We start from the raw sequence: 17345 nt of genomic DNA, 5'->3' as shown, positions 1-17345 counted from the left end.
TAAAACTTACAAAGAATATAAAGAAAATATCTAGCAATTTTCTCAATATGTTTGTAAGTTTTATTATGTTTTTATAAAGTTATTTTCCCTATTATTTATTAGTACATTTTTTAATTCCCCAGATGTCATCACAATATTCTTGTATTGTTCTGTCACTTGAGAACATACCTGCATTACAAGTATTTTCAAAGGCTTTTTTAGCCCATCCTAATTTATCTTTATAAGCTTCAAAGACCTTATCTTCAGTATCTTTAAATGCTTTGAAGTCTGCTAATAAGAAGTATTGATCTCCTTCTTCTAATAATGAATTATAAAGATCTTCAAAGTCACCAGTACCACCATCATCAAAAGTACCATCTACTAATGAATCTAAAACTCTCTTTAAATCTGCATCTGCTTCATAGTAAGCAACTGGATCATATTTTCCTTTTAGTTCTTCTATCTCTTCTACTTCTAATCCAAAGATAAAGTTATTATCTACTCCACTTTCTCTAACAATTTCTACATTAGCTCCATCATTAGTTCCGAAAGTTGGTGCACCATTTAACATGAATTTCATGTTTCCTGTTCCTGATGCCTCTTTACCAGCTGTTGATATTTGTTTTGATACATCTGCTGCTGGGAATAATTTTTCTGCATAAGAAACTCTGTAGTTTTCTACAAATACAACCTTTATTTTTCCTTTTATAGATTCATCATTATTTATAAGTTTAGCAACTTCATTTGTCAACTTAACTATTGATTTAGCTCTCTTATATCCTGGGAAAGCCTTTGCTCCATATATAAATGTTACCTTTGGTATATCCATATCTGGATTTTCTTTTAATCTATAATATAAATCTAAGATATATAGAGTATTTAATAATTGTCTCTTATACTCATGTAATCTCTTAATTTGTATATCAAATATTGAATCTGGATCTAACTGAACGCCTTCATGTTCTTTAATATAAGCAGCTAATTGTTCTTTCTTAGTGTGCTTAATATCCATGAATCTTTTTAAAACTTCTTCATCATCTTTATATTTTTCTAATCCTTTTAATAAGTCTAGATTTTTAACCCAATCTTCGTTTCCTAAAAGTTCAGTAATTAAAGCTGATAACTCTTGGTTACATAGTCTTAACCATCTTCTTGGAGTTATTCCATTTGTTTTGTTTTGGAACTTCTCTGGATATAATTCATACCAGTTTTTAAGCTCAATATTTTTTAATATATCTGTGTGTAATTTAGCAACACCATTAACAGCAAACCCTACATGTATTGCTAAGTTAGCCATTCTAACTTTTCCATCATTAACTATTCTAAACTCTTCTATCTCTTCCTCTGAGTATCCTTTTTCTTCAAGGCTAACTATGAACTCTGCATCTATCTTTTCAATTATTTCTAATATTCTTGGGAATAATTCCTCTATTAAGTCAACATCCCATTTTTCTAAAGCTTCTGCTAATATAGTATGGTTTGTATAAGCAAAAGTTTTTGAAGCTACATTGTAAGCTTCTTCAAAAGTAAATCCTTCTTCATCTACAAGAAGTCTTATAAGCTCTGGAATTGCTAAAACTGGATGAGTATCATTTAATTGAACAGCATGCATCTTTGCAAAATCTTCAGTAACGTTTCCAAAAACCTCTTTATGCTTTCTTATTATATCTTTTAGTGAAGCACTTACTAAGAAATATTGTTGTCTTAATCTTAATAATTTACCTTCTCTATTTGAGTCATTTGGATATAAAACTCTTGATATGTCTTCTGCTCTATTTTTAAGTTCTAATGCCTCATCATATTTTTGTTCATTGAATAATTTAAAATCAAATTCTTTTACAGGCTCACACTTCCATAGTCTTAAAGTATTTATATTTTTACTAGCGTATCCTATAATTGGGGTATCATATGGAATTGCTTTAACTGTCATATCTTCAAAATCAACAGTTACAAATTCATCCTCTTTTCTTATGCTCCAAGGTTCTCCATATTTTAGCCAGCTATCCACATCTTCTTTTTGGAATCCATCCTCAAAATATTGAGAGAATAAACCATTATTATATCTAATTCCATAACCTTTTAAAGGTACTTCTAATGAAGCTCCTGAATCCATAAAACAAGCTGCTAATCTACCTAATCCACCATTTCCTAAACCAGCATCCTCTTCTATTTCCTCAATTCTATTTAAATCAAAGCCAAGTTCATCTAAAACTTCTTTTACTTCATTATAAAGTCCTAAACTTATTAAGTTATTTCCTAAAGCTCTACCCATTAAATATTCAGCTGAAAAATAATATGCATTCTTTTCTTTCTCATAAAGTTCTTCTGTATGATTCCAGTCATCAACAATTCCCTCTAAAAGAGTTAGTGATAATGCATTGAAAATTTCAAAATCCTTAGCATCTTTAATTGAACTTTTACCATACTTTACTTTTAGATATCTCTCGATTCCTCTCTTTATTTGTTCTTTATTCATTAATATTCACCCTTCCATATAATTTTGTTATATCATATATTTTCTCTGCTAATTCATCAGTTAGAGCATCATATTTAACTCTCCATTGCCAATTGCCACCAAGAGTAGATGGATAGTTTATTCTTGCCTCATTTCCTAAGTTTAAGAAATCTTGCATTAGAGCTATAGCTGTATGTGATACACTGCTCCAAACTCCTCTGATAAACCCCCAGTTATACCCTTCCTCTTCAGTAAGTTTTAAATATTTTTTAGAATATTCCACATCTTCTCTATTTCCTGTAACTTCAAACCAACCTCTAAATGTATCATTATCATGAGTACCTGTATAAGCTATTGAGTTAACTGGATAATTATGTGGAAGATAATCACTTTCTTCTCTAGAATCAAAGGCAAATTGTAAAACCTTCATTCCTGGGAATCCAGTTTCATTTCTAAAATCTATAACCTCTTGAGTTAAATAACCAAGGTCTTCTGCTATTACATTAACCTCACCTAACTCTTCTTTAATTGCATTAAATAATTTTATTCCAGGGCCTTTAACCCACTCACCATTTACAGCAGTTTCATCTCCATATGGTATTTGCCAGTAAGCTTCAAACCCTCTAAAGTGATCTATTCTTAATATGTCATAAAGCTTAAAGCTTTCTCTTACTCTATCAATCCACCAAGAATATCCTGTGTCATCCATGTAGCTCCAATCATATATAGGATTTCCCCATAATTGACCTGTTTCTGAAAAAGCATCTGGTGGACATCCAGCAACCTTTTTAGGAATATTATTTTCATCTAATAAAAATGCTTTTGGATTTGCCCAAACATCTGCACTATCCTCTGCAACATATATAGGCATATCTCCAATTATCTTAATTCCAAAACTATTTGCATACTCTTTTAATTTATTCCATTGCTTAAAGAAATGATATTGTAAGAATACCCAGTAGTTTATTTCTTTTTCTAATTTAACTTTATATTCTTCTAAGGTCTTTTTATCTCTTAATCTTAATTTTTCATCCCATTCTTGCCAACTTACTAATTCGTTTTCATTTTTGATTGCCATATATAAAGCATAATCTTCAAGCCAAAGTTTATTTTCTTCTCTAAACTTTTCAATTTCTTCTTTATTCTCATCTAAAGATTTTTCATATGCTACTCTTAACACTCTCATCTTCTTGTCAAATAATAAAGCATAATCTATTTTTTCTGGGTCATTTCCAAAATTAATTCCTTGGTAATCTTTTTTATCAAGTAATCCTTCTTTATTTAAAATATCAAAATCTATAAAATATGGATTTCCTGCAAAGGCTGAAAATGATTGATATGGTGAATCACCATAACTTGTAGGACCTAAGGGCAATATTTGCCAACATCCTTGTCCAGCTTTCTTTAAAAAATCTACAAACTCAAATGCTTCCTTACCAAAAGTACCTATTCCATACTTTCCAGGTAAGGAAGCAATATGCATTATTATTCCACTTGCTCTTCTCATATTACTTCCCCCTAGTTACTATTATTGAATTAATATCTCTTTTTCAATCATATTTTTATTTAAATCAAATATTTTTATATTTAACTTTTTAACCCTTGAATTTTTATTTTCTACTAATACATCATAATCTGATTGTGCTTTTGTAATCTTAACTTTTAGCTCTTCATACTCACCATTCTTATAATTTTTAGTGATACCATCATCATTGTAATAAATGTACTCAGCCTCATCACAAACAAAAGCAATTAGATTTAATTCACTAGTATCTATTTCTTCTACCCTTTTTCTTGGCTTACTTGCCATTGTTACTATTTTATTTTTTCTTATAAATATAGGAATTTCATTTAACTTAGCTTCAACATAATGATGTCCTTTTTCTAAAACTTCATAATCTCCATCATCATATTTTCTAGCTCTCCATAAAAGCATTTCCTCTGGAAGATATACATATCTTCCTAAAGCATTTTGCTCATATATAGGTGCTACCATTAAACTATCACCTAGAAGCATTTGATCTTCTACTCTTTTTACAAAGTTATCACTATATTCAAATGTTAATGGTTTAAAATACATTTCATTATTTAAAACAGCTTTCATATACTCACTATAAAGATATGGAACCATAACATATCTTAACTCCAATATATTTTTTAATACTTTGACAATTTCACCTCTAAATGAATATGGTTCTTGATGTCTTGTACCTAAAGCTGAGTGATTTCTGAATAAAGGTGTAAACATACTAAATTGTGACCATCTTATAACTAAATCTTCTGTTGCATCTCCTCCAAATCCGCCAGTATCAGCTCCTGTATAGATAAATCCACACATATTAATATTTGGCATCATTTGAAGGTTTAACTTAATGTGTTCCCACCAAGACATGTTGTCTCCAGTCCATATACCTCCATATCTATGCATCCCAACTGTTGATGCTCTAGAAAATAGTAAAAATCTCTTATTTTCATCTATATTTTCAAGGCCTTCAGCTGCTGCTCTTGTCATATTAAATCCAAAAAGATTATGAACCTTGTCATGTCTTATTTTTTCATTTCCTACTCTATGATAGAAACTTTGATAGTCCTCCATACTATTTTGAAGTCTTGGGAATGTATCCTTAACATCAAAATAATCATATATACCTAAATTCTTTCCTTTAGCCTCTGATATTTTTTCAAAAGCTTCATTTAATCTTTTTTCAGAATAGAATATTGCAGGCTCATTCATATCATTCCAAAAACCTTCTATTCCTTTATCAGTAAGCACTTTATATTTGTTTCCAAACCATAATCTTGCATCCTTATTTAAGAAGTCTGGGAAATGAACTCTCCCTGGCCAAACTGCTGCTACAAAAGGTTTTCCTTCCTCATCTAAACAGTAATAACCATTTTTAACACCTTCCTCATAAACATCATATCCCTCTTCAATTTTGCATCCAGCATCGATTATTGGAATAAGTCTGACTCCTTTTTCTTTAACTTCCTTCACAAAGTTTTCAAAATCAGGGAAGGCTTCTTTATTTATGGTAAAGTTCTTGAAATCCTCCATATAATCTATATCAAGATATATACAATCAAGAGGAAGTTCTGATTCATTAAAATTATCTAGGACTTCAAGAACCTCTTTACTATCCTTATAACTCCATCTACTTTGTTGAGCACCAAAGGCCCATTTAGGAGCTATGTAACTTTCACCTATAAGCTCTCTAAAGCTTTTTGCTATTTCCTTTAAAGTATCTCCTTCAATAATATATAAAGCAAAATTTTCATCATCAATTTCTATCTTTAATTCATCTCTTCTTGTGTATCCAACATCAAACTTTACTCTTCCAGGATAATCTATAAATATCCCAAAAGTTTTTTCTCCATATATCATTAAGAAGTTATGAGCTCCATAAAGGCTTTTTTTCTCTGGAGTATGTGAAAAATCATCTGTACAAAAACTTTCATATCTCCATCCTCTTTTATTTAATCCTCTTACATTTTCACCTAGTCCATAAACTATATCTTCCTCTTTAAGTTTTAATGTAAAAGTGTTATTCTCAAAATTTAAATACTTTAATCCTTGGTTCTCTATTTCTGAACCTTCTTTTAAAACAACTGACTCAGTATTAAAAGGAGTTCCAAAAGTATATTTAGTTATGTGATTATTAATACAATTAATTCTCATAATATCTCCCCCAATTATAATTACTATACTACTTCCTTACATGACTCTCTTTCTATTATCTTTGTTTCAAAAATTATATGCTTATGATCTTCTTTTTTAGCTAAAAGAGCTAATAGTAAATCTATGCTATTATTAGCCATATTTTTCTTAGGCTGCTTTACAGTTGTAATTCCTGGATTATAATATTTACTTATATCCATTCCATCAAATCCCATAATAGAAATATCTTCTCCTACCTGCAATCCTTGATCTATAACTGATTTTGCTGCCCCTACAGCCATAATATCTGATATTGAAAATATAGCTGTTATATCTTTTCTATTATTAATAATTTCCTTTGTAACTCTATAAGCTCCACTATAATCATAATCACCTATAAATACATTTTCTTCTGAATAAGGTATATTATTTTCCTCTAAAGCTTTTTTATAGCCTTCAAGTCTTAATCCACTTATTCCAACGTCATTTTTTTCTCCTAATAAAATTCCTATGTTTCTATGACCTTTATCTATAAGATATTGAATTGAGGCCTTAGCTGCTAATACGTTATCTATTCCTATTGATGAAAACTTACTTTTACTTTCTTTAGAAAGTGTATTAACAGAGGTTAAAACTACTGGAATATCTAAGAATTGAAAACTTTCATCATTTATATTTAAAAAGTTTCCTCCTAAGCAGATAATACCTTGAAGTCTTTTCTCTTTAACAAAAGCTATTAAATTATCCACATCATCCTCTGTGGCATAGTCATTTTGCTGTAATATCATTGTGTAGCCAGCTTCATTTATTCTATTACCTATAATGTTTATCATCTCAGCAAAGAATGGGTTAAATACCCCCTTTACTAAAACTCCTATGTTATTTGTATTATTTTTCTTAAGAATCCTAGCACTATTATTAGGTATGTAATTACTTTCTTTTATTATCTTTAAGATTTTTTCTCTCGTTTCATCCTTTACATCTGGATGATCATTTATAACTCTTGATACTGTACTAACACCAACGCCAGCAAGTCTTGCTATGTCTCTTATATTCATATAACTCCTCCTGATTTCCCCTATAATTTTTAAAAACTTGGAAATTGTTTCGGTAACGATACCAGTTTAATTATAAACCGCTTTGAAAACATTAGCAATAATACTTACAAGAGTTTAGATAAATATACTAATTTTTTATATTTTTAATTTAATAATCTTAGATACCTTTATATTTTGATGGATTGTGGAAGGCACTTTTTCTTCCACAAAATCCATCAATATATTTTATCTTATAAGAAGTATTTATTAAATTTAAGGTATTTAAGATTTATTCCACATAAAATTTCTATTATCTTAGCCTTTAACTGATCCAGCAGTTAATCCTTTAGCCATATATTTTTGTGCAATAGTAGCAAATGCAACTATTGGAATTGAAGCCATTATTGCAGCTGCTGAATATTGAGTCCAGTTAGCTGAGAAGTTATTTGTAATAAATTGTTGCATACCTACAGCAAGTGTTAAACTTTCTGGGCTCTTTAATAAGGCAGATGCAAAAATAAATTCACTATATGCCCCTATGAATGTAAATAAGAATATTACTAAAAGCATATTTCTTAATAAAGGTAGTATTATCATTGTGAAAGTTTGGAAAGTTGATGCTCCATCAACATAAGCTGCTTCTGTAAGCTCTTTTGGAATACCATCTATAGCTCCTTTAAGTAACCAAACATTAAATGCACCAGCACCAGCTTGTATTATTATCAATGTAATTATATGATCCATACCATCTAGTCTATAAGCAAGTGCTAATATTGCTGGTAATGACATAGCTGCTGGGAACATTTGAAGTAATAATAACATCATTAATCCATTCTTTCTTCCCCAGAATTTTAATCTTGAGAAAGCAAAAGCCATAGGTACTGTTAATAAAAGTTGTATTACTGATACAACTACACATATTATTAATGAGTTTTTAACCCATATTAAGAAATTTGTTTCTGTTAAAACTTTTGCGTAATTTTCTAATGTCCATGCTGATGGAATTAAAGTTGTTTGAGTAAAAACTTCTCCTTTAGCCATAGATGCAGAAACTACTGCAAATACAGGGAATAATACTACAAGTAACATGAACCATATAAATATTCTTGATATCCATGCCATTCTTCTTTCAGCAGGTCTTAGTTTTCTTTCATATTTAAGTTCTGAGGTAGTTACTATTCCGCTCTTTTTTTGTACTTTACTTTGCATTCTATTCTACCTCCTCGAATTGTCCACTTAATTTCATTTGATAGTATGATATAGTTCCTAAAATTAAGAATATTATTATACTAATTGCAGATGCTATTTCAAATCTACCAAACTGTGTTGATAATTTATAGTTTACAGATGCAAGAATATCTGTATAACCAGCAAATTGAGTAGCCATTCTTGGTGGACCACCCTTAGTGATTAAGAATGCTGATCCAAAGTTATTAAAGTTAAATGCAAATGATGAAATTAATAGTGGATAAGATATTTGAGCTAATGATGGTAATGTTATTTTTCTAAATTGAAGCCATTTACTAGCACCATCAACATCTGCCGCTTCATAATAACTATCAGGAATTGCTCCTAAAGCTCCTAAACAAACATTCATCATATAAGGGAATCCTAACCATATATTAACTATTATAAGTGCTACCCTTGCCCATGTTGGATCTGTTAACCATGGAATTGGGTTTGATATTAAATGTAAATTTAATAATAAATTATTTATCGCTCCATAACTTCCGTTTAAAAGACCTTGCCATGAAAGTATTGCTACTGTAGCTGGTAAAGCCCATGGAATTATAAGTATTGCCCTATAAACTGATTTTTCTTTTATATTAGGGTTATTTACTGCCATGGCAACTATTAATCCTAAGAAAAATGTACCCGCAGTTGATACTACTGCAAAAATTATATTCCATCCAAAAACAGGTAAAAATACTTCTTTAAATGGTCCTGTTAAAACCTCTATAAAATTTGCAAACCCTACAAATTTAATATGTCCTTGTGAATACATTGTGTAATCAGTAAATGCTATTACTACAGTGTAAACTATAGGAATAATAGTAAATATAATTATTGATATTAATGCTGGTAACAAATATGGCATTGCTTTTATTGTATCTTTTAACCTTTTCTGCTTTTTATCTGCCCTTCTATCACTCGTAACTTGCATTATATCTCGCCTCCTCAAATACCTCTTTTTAATATAAACTTCTATAAATAAGGGGGAATTTACATCCCCCTATAAAAACTTCTTAATTATTTTTGTTGAGATATACCTTGTTTAATTTGTTCTACTGTCATTTCAGCACATTTTTCTGGTGTAACTTGTCCTGAAGTTAATAATTGTAAGTTAGCTCCAGCAGGTCCCCACATAGCTTGAATTTCTGGTATGTTAGGCATTGGTGTAGCGAATTTAGCTTGTTCTGCGAAAGCACTCATATACTCATTATTTTTGAAATCTGCACTATCTAAGTATTTATTTAATACTGGAATTCTGTTACCTTTACTTAACAATACATCACCTGAATTTTCTGATAAGTATTTAACTAATTTCCATGCTAAATCTTTATTCTGAGATTTTTCACTTACGAAAGCAGTTTGAACACCTAAGAAAGTTGGTACTTGTTTTCCAAATAATGTTGGCATTGGAGCTACTCCAAAATTTACTCCTCCATCTTTAAATGCTGATACATCCCAAGGTCCTGAGATATAGAATCCAGTGTTCTTAGATAAGAAATCTCCTTTTGCTATATCTCCAGTTATATCAGCTGGCATTAATTTATCTTTTTGAACTAAGTCTTGAACGAATTGATATCCTTTTATAGCTCCTGGTGTGCCTAATCCTATATCAGTTGGATCAAGTGTTCCATTATTATCTTTATAAACATATCCTCCATCTGCTGCTATAAATCCATAAGTAGCATAGAAGTTATTAATATCGTATTTGAATCCTGCTCCTTCTTCTGCAACCTTAACTAAATCTTCCATAGTTTTTGGAACTTCTTTAACTTTATCCTTATTGTAGAAAAGAGCTGATGTTTCTTGTGCTATTGGAACTGCATATCTTTTCCCGTCTATTGTTACAGCATCTAAAACTTGATGTGATGCATAATCAGAATCATTTATAATTCCTTCTGGAACTTCTGCTAAAAGTCCAGCCTTTTGGAATGTTCCTAAGTTATCATGAGCTAGTCCAAACATTATATCTGGTCCCTTTGAACTATTTGCAGCTTGTATGTAAGCTTGCATTTCTGATTTGTCTTCTACAACCTTAACTTTAACTCCATTTTCTTCTCCCCATTTTGAAGCCATTTTATTTAATTCTTCTACTTCTGGAGTTGTTAAATGTGACCATACTGTAAGTTCTTTTCCTGAACCATCAGCACTACCTGAATCAGATTTTCCTCCACATCCTACTAATGATCCTGCAAATAACATTGTTGCAGCCATTACAGTCGCTAGAATTTTTGTACGTTTTCCCATTATAAAATCCCCCTCATAACTTTTAATTAGCTAAAAAGCTATAAATTTACATTCTCATTTTCGGAAACGATACCAAAACATTCTAAAAAAATATCTCATAATAACTAATTATTTAAAATCTTTTTAAAAGCATTTCGGTATCGTTTCCAACCTTATTATATAATAACAAGAAAACATTTTCAATAGTTTTTTTGCAATTTATTATTATTTTGTATAAAATTTATCCATTAATTTTTTTACCATTTTTGCTATATAATTTACAAACAATCTTAAATAAAAATATATTTTAGTAAAAATTCTACTTAATATATTAAAATACCTAATTAAACAATTTAATTTTCATTTAAAACTTTATATATAATAGAATTTGACTATAAAATAAAAAACCATATCAAAGTTAATTTAATCATTTCCTTTGATATGGTTTCCTACTATCATAAATATACTTTTAATTATATTACTTACTTATTTCTTTGCCACGCCATATTAAAAAAGCTATTTTAAAGATTACAGCTTCATTAAAATTCCTTATATCATAAGATGTACACTTCTGAATTTTATCTAATCTGTAGATGAGAGTATTTCTATGTACATATAATTCCTTAGATGCATCACTTATATTAAGTCCACACTTAAAAAATGTTTCTATAGTCTTTATCATCTCTCTATCTAACTTAGAAAATCCTAACCCAAAATCTTCATACATCTTCATCTTTAAGTCCTCATCTATGGAATCAACTAAAGTTTCAAAAAGTAAATCTCTTTCTCCATAAATGACTTCATCCAAATCATATTTTATTGCTAGATTTATCTTAGACATATTTATCTCATAAGCCTCTTTTATTTCATTTATATTATTTAATTTCATATAGCTTATATAACATTTTACATAAAGGTTTGAATCAATAGAATCTCTTATACTATTAACATGATCATCAACATCTTCTAAAGCACCAATAATTACTATGTTATCCTCTTTTAAAATGCTAACTATATTTTTATTACCATAGCATTCATTAACAAGTTCTAAACCTTCTTGAAGGTTTGAAGCTAAATAAACATTAATTATGTAGAAATCACCTTTTAAAAATCCCAATTCCTTATGAATAATATTTTTGTCTATAGTAACTCCATTTAAGGCCTTCCTAATAAGTTTTTCCTTGTTATTTGAAACTTCTTTAATCTTATTTTCAATTAAATATCTTAATAAAGAAGTACAGCTTTCATATTCCTTTTGAGTTATTATTTTTCCCTTTTTACCATTAACCTCGAATTCTAAAGAAACCTTATCACAATTATCAAAATCTGATAGTACAAATTTCTTGTCATCCAAAACAACTATAAAAGGTATTTTAGTATTTAAATATAACTCTTCTAAGAACTTATGAAAACTGTACATATTAATTACCCCTCTATATTAAAGCTATTGCTGATTAAACTAATTTTAATTCAGTTTCTTTATCGAATATATGAATCTTATTAGCATCAACGTAGAACTTAGCTTCTTGACCATTTTGTAACTTAGTGCTTCCATTTACCCTAACTGTTATGTTTTGATCTCCAAGTTTAGTATAGATATAACTTTCTGCTCCCATTAACTCTGTAACTTCAACTTTTGATTTTATTACTGTTGTTGGATTTGCTGCAACTAATTCTTGGTCATCATCTAAATGTTCAGGTCTTACACCTATTATAACATTTTTTCCTATATATCCTTTTTCTTTTAATAATCTAGCTTTATCCATTGGCATTTCAATTTTTTCGCTTTGGAAGCAAGCAAAATATTTTCCGCCTTCTTCTTTTATAGTACCATCTATAAAGTTCATTTGTGGACTTCCTATAAATCCTGCAACGAATATATTAGCTGGGTTATTGTATATTTCTTGTGGTGAGTCAACTTGTTGAACTATACCATCTTTCATAACAACTATTCTTGTACCCATTGTCATAGCTTCAACTTGGTCATGTGTAACATATATGAATGTTGTTTGTAATCTTTGATGTAATTTAGAGATCTCAGTTCTCATTTGAACTCTTAATTTAGCATCTAAGTTTGATAAAGGCTCGTCCATTAAGAATACTTTAGGTTCTCTTACTATAGCTCTTCCTAAGGCAACCCTTTGTCTTTGACCTCCTGATAAAGCCTTTGGTTTTCTATCTAATAAATGCTCTATATCAAGTATTTTAGCAGCATCTTTAACTTTTTTATCTATTTCATCCTTTGGAACTTTTCTTAACTTAAGTCCAAATGCCATGTTATCATATACAGTCATATGTGGATATAGTGCGTAACTTTGGAAAACCATCGCTATATCTCTTTCCTTTGGTTCAACTTCGTTAACTAATCTATCTCCAATATATAATTCACCTTTTGATATTTCTTCTAGTCCAGCAATCATTCTTAAAGTAGTAGACTTACCACAACCTGATGGTCCAACAAATACTATAAACTCTTTGTCAGCTATTTCTAAGTTAAAGTCCTTAACTGCTGTAACATCTCCTGGATAAACTTTATAAATATGTTTAAGTGATAAATTTGCCATATTAATATTCCCCCATAAATTCCAATTATTTTCTCGAATTTCTTTTATGATTTTATTTTATACCAATTAACCGTTTTCATCCATGAGCATTATTTACAAAAGAATTCCTTATTTTTTGTATGATAATCTAAATAGAGTGTATAAATTTTATTTTTATTGTGATATTTTTAAATATAAAAAAACAGGATGTATTAAACATCCTGTCTATGTTTTAAATATTATTTTTTATATTTCATGTGTAATAACTCATGAGCCCTTCCATGACCTGGTTTACCCATGTAGTTTTCATACATTTTTAATAAAGCTGAGTTTTGATGTGATTTTCTCTTCTCTAAATTCTTATCTTGATTGTAAAGAACAGAAGCTCTTACTTCTCTAATATCCATTTTATCACTATCTTCAGCTGAGATGTGTGGTTGTCCTCCACCATTAACACATCCACCTGGACATGCCATTACTTCGATGAAGTGGTAGTCATTTATTTTACCTGACTTAACTAGTTCAAATACATTAGCAGCTCCACTTACAACAGCTAATTTATATTCATTTCCTGCTATTTCTACTTCAGCTTCTTTTATTCCAGCTAATCCTCTAACAGCTTCGTAATCTACATTATCTAAGTTGTCATTTTCCATGAAATCTTTAGCTGTTCTTAAAGCAGCTTCCATAACTCCACCAGTAGCTCCAAATATAACACCTGCTCCAGTGTACTCACCCATAGCTGGATCCACTTCACCATCTTCTAATTTAGCAAAATCTATTTTAGCAGCTTTTATCATTCTAGCTAACTCTCTAGTTGTTATAACTGCATCTATATTTCTTATTCCTTCGTTTTCCATTTCAGGTCTATCAGCCTCGAATTTTTTAGAAGTACAAGGCATTACAGTTACTGTAAATACTTTTTTAGGATCTATATCAGCAACTTGTGGATAATAAGTTTTTGATGCTGCACCAAATATTTGTTGTGGTGATTTAGCTGATGAAAGATTTTCTACTAATTCTGGGAAGTAGTTTTCAACTTCTCTAACCCATGATGGACAACATGAAGTTAACATTGGGAAAGGTCCGTTATTTTTTATTCTTTCTATAAGCTCAGTAGCTTCTTCCATTATTGTCATATCAGCACCGAAGTTTATATCAAATACTTTATCAAAACCTAATTCTCTTAAAGCAGTATATAATTTTCCAGTAACATCTTGTCCATAACCCATCTTGAATAATTCACCCATTGATGTTCTTACAGCTGGTGCCATAGCAACTATTACATGCTTTTCTGGATCATTTAATGCGTCTTGAACTCTTTCAATATGTGATTTTTCTGATAATGCATCAACTGGGCAAGCAGCTATACATTGTCCACATAATAAACAATTTGTATCGTCGAAACATTTTAATTCTTCTGGTCCTACTAATCTTACTCCATCAATTCTGTGGAATTTTATTGAGTTAGTAGCAGTTCTTGTTCTACATGCTGCAACACATCTACCACATTTAACACATTTACTTCTATCTAAAACTATTGATTTACTTCTGTCATCTACATATTCTGATTTATCTGCAACTACAAATGGTTTGTGAGCTCTTGCCTTTGTTTTAATTACAAGTTTTAAGAATTCACAATTCTCTCTTCTTTTACATGGTCCACATTTGAACTCATGCTCATCTAAAAGTTCTGCAACTCTTTCTTTTCTAGCTTCTAGTACTTTTTCACTATCAGTTTTAATAACCATTCCATCTTTAGCTTTTATTGCACAAGATCTTAATAGTCTATCATTTCCTTCTTGCTCAACAAGACAAACTCCACATTGTCCTTTGTTTCCGCAATTTTTTAACTCACAAAGCACTGGAATGTCAAATCCATTCTCTCTTGCTAAGTCAAGTATCGTCTTATCACCATCAAATTCGATAGTCTTATCATTGATTATTATTTTATTCATGCTGTTCCTCCAATTTTTGGTTTTTTAATTAATACTAAACCTCAACTCATACATTGTAAAAATCAGTTAATTTAAAAATCGTCGTTATTATTCTAACATAATATTTGTGAAATATAAATATTTCAGACTTTTATGAACACTTTTTTAAAACAAAATTTAAGGGAGAATTACAAAATTCTTCCCTTAAACAATCTAAACTATTCAAATTTATATATATTAATTAATCTATTTGTATATCTTTGCTTCTTCAACTCCATCTAAAACTCTTATAGCTCCTTGTGCTAAAGCTAAAAGTTCATCTTCTCCACCGTATACAACCATAGGTGCAATCCATTTTACTTTTTTATTTATAGCATTAGTTACATAATCACTATATGCAATTCCACCAGTTAATACTATAGCATCAACTTCTCCATCTAAAACTACAGCCATTGATCCTATTTCTTTTGCTATTTGATATATGAAAGCATTAAATATTAATGAGCCTTTTTCATCACCCTCTTGTGATAGCTTTATTAAATCTCTTGCATCATTTGTGTTAGCATACGCAACAAATCCGCCTTTTCCAACTAACTTTTTATAAACTTCTTCTTTGCTATACTTTCCTGAGAAACACATTTCTAATAATTCACCTGAAGGAACTCCACCTGCTCTTTCTGGCGAAAATGGTCCATCACCATCTAATGCATTATTTACATCTATAACTCTACCTTTTCTATGTGCTCCTACTGAAACTCCGCCCCCCATATGAACGACTATTAAATTAACATCTTCATATGAAGTATTATGTTCTTTTGCATATCTCTTAGCAACAGCCTTTTGATTTAATGCATGGAATTTACTTTTTCTTGGTAATTCTGGAACTCCTGATAATCTTGCTACATCTTCCATTTCATCAACAACAACTGGATCTACTATAAATGCTCTCTTACCAATTTCTTTTGCTATTTCATTAGATAATATTCCACCTAAATTTGAAGCATGTGGTCCTTGAACCCCAATTTTTAAGTCCTCAACCATAGCTTCATTGACTTCATAAGTTCCACCTTCTATTGGCTTAAGCATTCCACCTCTTCCAACAACAGCATCTAACTCATTTATGTCAATGCCTTTTTCTTTTAATACCTTTAAAATAACTTCTTTTCTAAAATCAAGTTGATCAAATATTGTATCATATTTTAGTATTTCTTCTGCTGAATGTCTTAAAGTTTCTTCTAAGATTTCTTTTTCACCTTCATAAACACCAATTTTAGTTGATGTAGACCCTGGATTTATTATTAATAATTTATATGCCATATAACTTTCCTCCCCCAAATTCTCTACTTTAAATCATGAGCAACTACTGCTGCTATAGCTATTGATTTAACTTTTGTTTCAAAACTATCTGCTCTAGAAGTTAATATAACTGGAGCTGATGTACCAACTAATAACCCACCATTCTTACACTCTGACATGTAAGTTAAAGTCTTGTACATTACATTTGCAACATCTATATTTGGTAATAATAATATATCTGCTTTTCCTGCAACTTCTCCTTTTACCCCTTTATGCTCTGCAGCTTCTTCTGATATAGCATTATCTAAGGCAAATGGTCCGTCAACTATACAACCCTTTATTTGTCCTCTATCATTCATCTTAGCTAATAATGCTGCATCTATTGTTGCTGGCATATTAGGATTTACAACCTCTACTGCCCCTATAACAGCTACCTTAGGAACTTGAACTCCACAAGCATGTGCAACCTTAACTGAGTTATTTATCATTGATGCCTTATCTTTTAACTCTGGATAAGTATTAAAAGCTGCATCTGTTAAGAAAAGTAATCTATCCATTCCTGGTATTTCAAATACAGATACATGTGACATTAATTGACCTGTTCTTAAACCAACTTCTTTATTTAATACACTTCTTAAAAAAGTAGCAGTATCAACTAGACCTTTCATTACCATATCAGTTTTTCCTGTTGATGCTAGTTCTACTGCTAATAATGCTGCTTTTTTATCGTTAGGTTCATTTATAATTTCAAAGTCAGCTAAATTCATACCTATTTTCTTAGCTATTTCTTTTATTTTTTCTTCATTACCAACTAAAACAGCCTCAGCTATTCCTAATTCTTTTGCTTCTCTTACAGCCTCTAAAACTGGTTCATCTTGAGCAACTGCAACAGAAACTTTCTTCATACCATTCTCTCTTAGTTTTGAAAACAATTCATTAAAATTTTTAGCCATAATACTCAACCCTCTTCCTTGAATTTTGTTAAAT

General features: G+C 30.1%; 12 protein-coding genes. All 12 read right to left on the bottom strand.

The genetic code is table 11. The features are described 5' to 3' along the window. Window positions 1–91: 91 nt before the first annotated feature. The 12 genes from I6G60_RS03395 to ptb all read right to left on the bottom strand — a co-directional run bounded on the left by I6G60_RS03395 (window position 92) and on the right by ptb (window position 17311). Window positions 92–2455, bottom strand: coding sequence for a glycogen/starch/alpha-glucan phosphorylase (locus I6G60_RS03395; protein WP_003457876.1), 2364 nt, complete (start codon window positions 2453–2455; stop codon window positions 92–94). Beyond that, window positions 2448–3941, bottom strand: a complete 1494-nt coding sequence (gene malQ / locus I6G60_RS03390; protein ID WP_011591126.1) for a 4-alpha-glucanotransferase — start codon at window positions 3939–3941, stop codon at window positions 2448–2450. Before malQ ends, I6G60_RS03395 begins: the two co-directional genes overlap by 8 nt. Before the next feature lie 21 nt (window positions 3942–3962). Beyond that, window positions 3963–6110, bottom strand: a complete 2148-nt coding sequence (locus tag I6G60_RS03385) for a TIM-barrel domain-containing protein (RefSeq protein WP_003457922.1) — start codon at window positions 6108–6110, stop codon at window positions 3963–3965. Between the two features lie 23 nt (window positions 6111–6133). After that, window positions 6134–7147 (bottom strand): LacI family DNA-binding transcriptional regulator, encoded by a 1014-nt coding sequence (locus I6G60_RS03380; protein WP_003457851.1) that lies wholly within the window; start codon window positions 7145–7147, stop codon window positions 6134–6136. A gap of 294 nt (window positions 7148–7441) precedes the next feature. Next, complete coding sequence (locus tag I6G60_RS03375; RefSeq protein WP_003454394.1) at window positions 7442–8335, bottom strand: sugar ABC transporter permease; 894 nt, start codon at window positions 8333–8335, stop codon at window positions 7442–7444. Between the two features lies 1 nt (window position 8336). Next, entirely contained in the window at window positions 8337–9290 is a 954-nt protein-coding gene (locus tag I6G60_RS03370; RefSeq protein WP_025648348.1) for an ABC transporter permease subunit, read from the bottom strand. Window positions 9291–9376: 86 nt separating this feature from the next. Then, window positions 9377–10603 carry a sugar ABC transporter substrate-binding protein gene (locus tag I6G60_RS03365; RefSeq protein WP_003467481.1) on the bottom strand — a complete coding sequence of 409 codons (1227 nt, stop codon included), beginning with the start codon at window positions 10601–10603 and terminating at the stop codon, window positions 9377–9379. A gap of 457 nt (window positions 10604–11060) precedes the next feature. After that, a complete protein-coding gene (locus I6G60_RS03360) occupies window positions 11061–12002 on the bottom strand; it encodes a PucR family transcriptional regulator (protein ID WP_003462361.1) in 942 nt (313 codons plus the stop codon). 34 nt (window positions 12003–12036) lie between these two features. Next, a complete protein-coding gene (locus I6G60_RS03355; protein WP_003454369.1) occupies window positions 12037–13146 on the bottom strand; it encodes an ABC transporter ATP-binding protein in 1110 nt (369 codons plus the stop codon). A gap of 218 nt (window positions 13147–13364) precedes the next feature. Further along, entirely contained in the window at window positions 13365–15083 is a 1719-nt protein-coding gene (locus tag I6G60_RS03350; RefSeq protein ID WP_003457946.1) for a ferredoxin hydrogenase, read from the bottom strand. A 225-nt stretch (window positions 15084–15308) separates the two neighbouring features. After that, window positions 15309–16379: a butyrate kinase gene (gene buk / locus I6G60_RS03345; protein ID WP_003454444.1), complete on the bottom strand. Its 1071-nt coding sequence runs from the start codon at window positions 16377–16379 to the stop codon at window positions 15309–15311. A 23-nt stretch (window positions 16380–16402) separates the two neighbouring features. Next, window positions 16403–17311 carry a phosphate butyryltransferase gene (ptb, locus tag I6G60_RS03340; protein ID WP_003454254.1) on the bottom strand — a complete coding sequence of 303 codons (909 nt, stop codon included), beginning with the start codon at window positions 17309–17311 and terminating at the stop codon, window positions 16403–16405. Window positions 17312–17345 lie beyond the last annotated feature (34 nt).

The sequence above is a fragment of the Clostridium perfringens genome, from assembly GCF_016027375.1.
Classification (GTDB): Bacteria; Bacillota; Clostridia; order Clostridiales; family Clostridiaceae; genus Sarcina; species Sarcina perfringens.
This window is presented reverse-complemented; position numbering and strand designations above follow the sequence as displayed.